A 5,965-nucleotide genomic window follows, 5' to 3' on the forward strand; every position below is an offset into this window, starting at 1 on the left:
CCGTCCGATCAGGCCTATGCGCTGGCGGCCTACCAGTTACCGCAAGGTGAGGTCGAGACGGCGCTGGCGCAGATCTGGGCCGAGCTCCTTGGTGTCGAGCGCATCGGGCGCAACGACCACTTCTTCGAACTGGGCGGCCACTCGCTCTTGGCCGTGCAGATGTCGAGCCGGCTGTCACAGGCTGTCGGGGTCGAACTGCCACTGTCGACGCTGTTCGCAAGGCCAGTGTTGAGTGACCTGGCGGCAAGCATCGTCGAGCTGTTGAGCTGCTCGGGTCCGCAAGAGCTGCCGTCGATTGCAGCCGTGTCGCGGCATGAGCCGCTTGTGCTGTCGTTTGCGCAGCAGCGGCTATGGTTTTTGGCTCAGCTGAACGAAGGCAGCACCAACTATCACATTCCGCTGGCCTTGCGATTGCGCGGGATGCTCGACCGCAGCGCCTGGCAGCGCAGCCTTAACCGTCTGTTTGCACGTCATGAGGCGCTGCGCAGTGTGTTTGTCGCGACCCAGGGCAAGCCCCGGGTTGAGGTTTTGCCGCCGGACGCGGGTCTGCCAATAGTTGAGCATGATCTGCGGGAGAGATCGGATGCGGAAGCGGCATTTTTGGATCTGTGCCATGAAGAGGGGCGCACGCCGTTCGATCTTGCGCGCGGTCCGCTGATCCGCGGTCGGCTGATCCGCACCGCCGACGAGGAACACGTCTTCCTGCTGACCCAGCATCACATCGTCTCGGACGGTTGGTCGATGGGCGTGCTGCTGCGTGAACTTAGCCAGCTCTACCGGGCATTCCAGGCCGGGCAGGACGATCCTCTGCCGCCGCTTGCGATCCAATATCCGGATTACGCCGCCTGGCAACGCCAATGGCTGTCGGGGGAACGGTTGCAGCAGCAGGCGCAGTATTGGCGCAGCGCGCTGGCGGGCACAGCCCGTCTTGTCTTGCCGACGGACCATGCGCGGCCTGCCCAGCAGTCGTTTGCCGCGGCCGCGGTCCCGATCACCGTCGATGCGGATTTGACGCGGGAGCTGAAGCGGCTGAGCCTGCAGCATGGCTCGACGTTGTTCATGACGGTGCTGGCGGCCTGGGCGGCGGTGCTGTCGCGTCTGTCCGGGCAGGACGATCTTGTGATTGGCGTGCCGAGCGCCAATCGGGGGCACCGCGAGATCGAAGAGCTGATCGGCTTCTTCGTCAACACTCTGGCGCTTCGGCTGGACCTGTCGGGCAAGCCGCGCGTGTCGGAGCTTCTGGAGCGGACGCGGCGCACGGTGCTGGCTGCGCAGGAGCATCAGGACCTGCCGTTCGAGCAGGTGGTGGAGATCGTGCAGCCGCCCCGGGCTCTTGATCACACACCGTTGTTCCAGGTGATGCTGGCCTGGGAGAACAATGCGGTTGGGCCATTGGACCTGCCGGGGCTGAGTGTCGAAGCTGCCGGGGAGGAGATTGATCAGGCCAAGTACGATCTGGAGCTGAGCCTTGGCGAGCATGGCGAGGAGATCGCCGGAACGCTGGGTTATGCCACGGCGCTGTTTGATCAGGCGACGATCGAGCGGCAGCGTGGTTATCTGCTGGCGCTGCTGCGGGCGATGGCAGCCGATGCGCAGCAAGAGGTCCACCGGATTGAGCTGCTCTCGACTGCCGAGCGCACGTATCTGCTGGAGGAGCTGAACCGGACGGCGGCGCCGTATCCTGCGGAGCGGTGCATCCACGAGCTGTTTGAAGTGCAGGTGCACAAGGCGCCGGATGCGGTGGCGGTGGTCTGCGAAGATGAGCAACTGAGCTATGCCGAGCTCAATGTGCGGGCCAACCGCCTGGCGCATCACTTGATCGCCCTCGGGGTCAGGCCGGACCAGCCGGTTGCGATCTGCGTCGAGCGCAGTCCGATGATGGTGGTGGGGCTTTTGGCGATCCTCGAGGCCGGCGGGTCGTATATGCCGCTGGATCCGGCCTATCCGTCGGCGCGGCTGCATCAGGTGCTCGACGATGCGGCGCCGCCGCTGCTGCTGGCCGATGTGGCCGGCCGTGCCGCCTTCGGCGCGGATGTGCCGGCCAAGGTGAGCGTGGTGGAGCTCGATGCTGCGGCGCCGGCCTGGGCCAGCCTGCCGGAAGCGGATCCTGATCGGCGCGCGCTCAGCCTGACCTCCCGCAATCTCGCCTATGTGATCTACACCTCGGGATCCACCGGCAGGCCAAAAGGGGCACAGAATGAGCATCGGGCTATCGTTAATCGCCTGATCTGGATGCAGGACGCCTATGGTCTGAAACCAACAGACGTCGTGTTGCAGAAGACGCCATTTAGCTTCGATGTCTCGGCCTGGGAGTTCTTTTGGACTTTGCTTGAAGGGGCAACGCTGGTACTGGCGCCGCCCGGTGCGCACAGAGATCCCGATACGTTGGTCGACTTGATCGTCAGCCAGCGCATCACGACGGTTCACTTCGTGCCATCCATGCTGGTCAGCTTTTTGGATGCGAAGAGTGTTGACCGCTGCACATCGCTGCGGCAGGTTTTATGCAGCGGCGAGGCGCTCCCTGCCGCCAGTGTGTATAGGGTTCGGCGCGTATTGCCCTGGACGCCCTGCACAATCTTTACGGTCCGACTGAAGCCGCGATCGACGTGACATCCTGGAGCTGCCCGGCTGAGTTTGATGAGGCCATCGTCCCGATTGGCCGCCCTATTGCCAACACGCGGGTCTACTTGCTGGATGGTCATGGCGCGCCTGTGCCGTTCGGTGCGGTGGCCGAGCTCTGCATTGGCGGGGCGGGGGTGGCGCGGGGCTACCTGAACCGCCCTGAGCTGACCGCGGAGCGGTTCATCCCCAGTCCCTTTGTCGAGGGCGACCGGCTGTACCGGACCGGCGACCTGGCGCGCTACCTGCCGGACGGCAATCTGGAGTTTTTAGGGCGCAACGACGACCAGGTAAAGATTCGCGGCTTCCGCATCGAACCGGGCGAGATTGCGGCGCGGCTTTGCGAGCATGCCTCCGTGCGCGAGGCGGTGGTGGTGGCGCGCGAGGATGGTGGCGGCGAGCAGCGGCTCGTTGCGTATGTCGTTGCCGCCGGAGCTGAGGAATCTGATCTTGCCGGCGGTTTGCGGGCGCATGTGAGTGCGGGGCTGCCGGACTACATGGTCCCGAGTGCGTTCGTGCGGCTGGCGGCGCTTCCGCTGACGCTGAACGGCAAGCTCGATCGAAAAGCGCTACCGGCCCCGGGCGACGAGGCATATGCGCGGCGGACCTACGCGCCGCCTCAGGGCGAGATGGAGACGGTGCTGGCGCAGATCTGGGCCGAGCTGCTGGGGCTGGAGCGGGTCGGACGGCACGACAACTTCTTCGAACTGGGAGGGCACTCGCTCTTGGCGGTGCAGATGATGGAGCATCTGCGGCGGCGGTCACTGCGCATCGAGGTGCGCACCTTGTTCGTCAAGCCAGTGCTCGCGGATCTGGCCGCACGCCTGGGCCGCCATCACGAGGTGGCAGTCCCGGCCAACCTGATCACCGAGCGGAGCGTGGCGATAACGCCGGAGATGTTGCCGCTGATCGAGCTCGCGCAGGACGAGATCGACCGGATCATCGCCACGGTACCCGGCTGCAACATCCAGGACATTTACGGTCTGTCGCCGCTGCAGGACGGCATCCTGTTCCATCATTTGCTAGCGGCAAAGGGCGATCCATACCTCCTGGTGTCGCAGATGGCGTTTGCCGAGCGTGGGCTGCTCGCGCGCTATCTTGCCGCGATCCAGCGGGTGGTAGATCGGCATGACATCCTGCGTACCTCGTTTGTCTGGGAGGGGTTGTCGCGGCCGGTCCAGGTGGTGTGGCGGAAGGCGCGACTGGAGGTGATCGAGGTCCAGCTGGATGGCGCTGATGGCGCTGGCGCTGAGCAGCTCAGGAACCGGTTTGATCCGCGCCGGCACCGCATCGAGCTCGGCCGGGCGCCACTGCTGCGGTTTGTGATTGCGCGCGAGCCCGGCAGCGCGCGCTGGCTGTTGCTGGAGCTGCAGCATCATCTGATCGGGGATCACGCAACCCGGGACGTGATGCATGCTGAAGTCCGGGCCAAGCTGGAGGGGCGCGAGCATGAGCTGACGGCGCCGCAGCCATTCCGCAATCTGGTGGCGCAGGCGCATCTACGCGGTGATGCCAAGGCGGATGAAGCGTTCTTCCGGGAGCTGCTGGCCGGCATCGACGAGCCGACCACGCCCTTCAACTTGAGCGAGGTGCGCGGCGACGGCGGCGGGGTTCGTGAGGCGTATCGGATGCTGCCGCCAGCGCTCCATGCGCGGCTGGCGGAACAGGCGCGGCGGCTGGGCGTGAGTCTGGCGAGCCTGTGCCATCTGGCGTGGGGGCAGGTGGTGGCGCGCAGCAGCGGCCGCGAGCAGGTGGTGTTCGGCACGGTGCTGCTGGGCCGCCTGCAGGGCAGCGCCGGCGCCGACCGCGCCATGGGACTGTTCATCAACACCCTGCCGCTGCGGCTTGATCTTGATGGGACCGCCGTCGAGGCGAGCGTGCGGACCACGCACGCCCGGCTGGCCGAGCTGCTGACACATGAGCATGCCTCGCTGGCGCTGGCGCAGCGCTGCAGCGCTATTGCGGCGTCGGCGCCGCTGTTCAGCACGCTGTTGAACTATCGTCACAACAAGGCGCCGGCTGTGCCCGGCTCCGGGACGGATGATGTCTTGTCGGGTATGGAATGGCTGGGCGGGGAGGAACGCACTAACTATCCGCTGACCCTGTCGGTTGAGGATTTTGGCGAGGCGCTGGGCCTCACTGTGCAGGTGGCGGAGCCAATCTCGGCGGATCGGATCTGCGGCTACATGCAGCGGTCGCTCGAGCAGCTGGCAGAGGCGCTGGAGCATGCCCCGGATACGCCGGTACGCGAGCTCGACATCTTGCCGGCTGAGGAGCGCACCTATCTGCTGGAGGATCTGAACCGGACGGAAGAGGCCTATCCAACAGAGCAGTGCGTCCATGAGCTGTTCGAGGCGCAGGTGCAAAAGGCGCCGGAGGCGGTGGCGCTGGTCTGCGAAAACGAGCGGCTGAGCTATGGCGAGCTCAACGCGCGGGCCAACCGGCTGGCGCATCTTCTGATCGAGCTTGGGGTCAAGCCGGACCAGCCGGTGGCAATCTGCCTCGAACGCAGCCTGATGATGATGGTTGGCATCTTGGCGATCCTGAAGGCGGGCGGTGCCTATCTGCCGCTGGACCCAGCCTATCCCAGCGAGCGGCTGCGTCAGGTTGTCAACGATGCCGCGCCGCGGCTGCTGCTATGCGACGTCGTCGGTCGCGCAGCACTCGGCCCCGAAGTGCTGACCGAGGTGACGGTCATTGATCTGGAGACGGCCACGCCCGCCTGGGCCGAACGGCCGGCTTCGAACCCAGACCGGCACACGCTTGGCCTCACATCCGGCCATCTCGCTTATGTGATCTACACCTCAGGCTCAACCGGAACCCCAAAGGGGGTCATGGTCCAGCATCGGGGGTTGGTCAATCTGCTGTCGGCTCAGGTCGGCCTCTTTGGCGCTTCTTCCAACAGCCGAGTCGTGCAGTTCGCCTCCATCGCTTTTGATGCAAGCGCTTGGGAGCTTCTTATGGCGTTTGGCTCCGGAGCGGCTTTGCACTTGCCTGCGGAAGAGATCCGTCAAGCGAGGAACAAGCTATCGGATTATCTCCGAAGCGAAGCCATCACCCACGCGACACTACCCCCAGCGTTGCTTCAGACGAGCAAGGATCCGGAACGTTTGGCTGCGCAAGTTCTCATTCTTGCCGGAGAGCTGCCTAAGCCTGAACTCATCCGAAGTCTGGCCCCAGCATCAATGGTCAATGCTTATGGCCCGACCGAGGCAACAGTCTGCGCGACGATCTGGACTTGCCCGGCTGATTTCAATGGGTCGGTGGTCCCGATCGGGCGCCCAATTGCCAACACGCGGGTGTACCTGCTGGATGGCCATGGCGCGCCCGTGCCGTTCGGTGCGGT

General features: G+C 65.1%; 2 protein-coding genes. Both read left to right on the top strand.

All coding sequences use genetic code 11. From position 1 onward, the window contains the following. On the top strand, positions 1 to 2,610 hold a 2,610-nt coding region (locus IQ16_RS47220; protein ID WP_283812214.1), incomplete at its 5' end, for a condensation domain-containing protein. Then, positions 2,607 to 5,965: AMP-binding protein (locus tag IQ16_RS47225; RefSeq protein WP_283812215.1), on the top strand; the 3,359-nt coding region annotated here is incomplete at its 3' end. The genes IQ16_RS47220 and IQ16_RS47225, both read left to right, overlap by 4 nt.

This window comes from Bradyrhizobium huanghuaihaiense, assembly GCF_007830635.1.
GTDB lineage: Bacteria > Pseudomonadota > Alphaproteobacteria > Rhizobiales > Xanthobacteraceae > Bradyrhizobium > Bradyrhizobium huanghuaihaiense.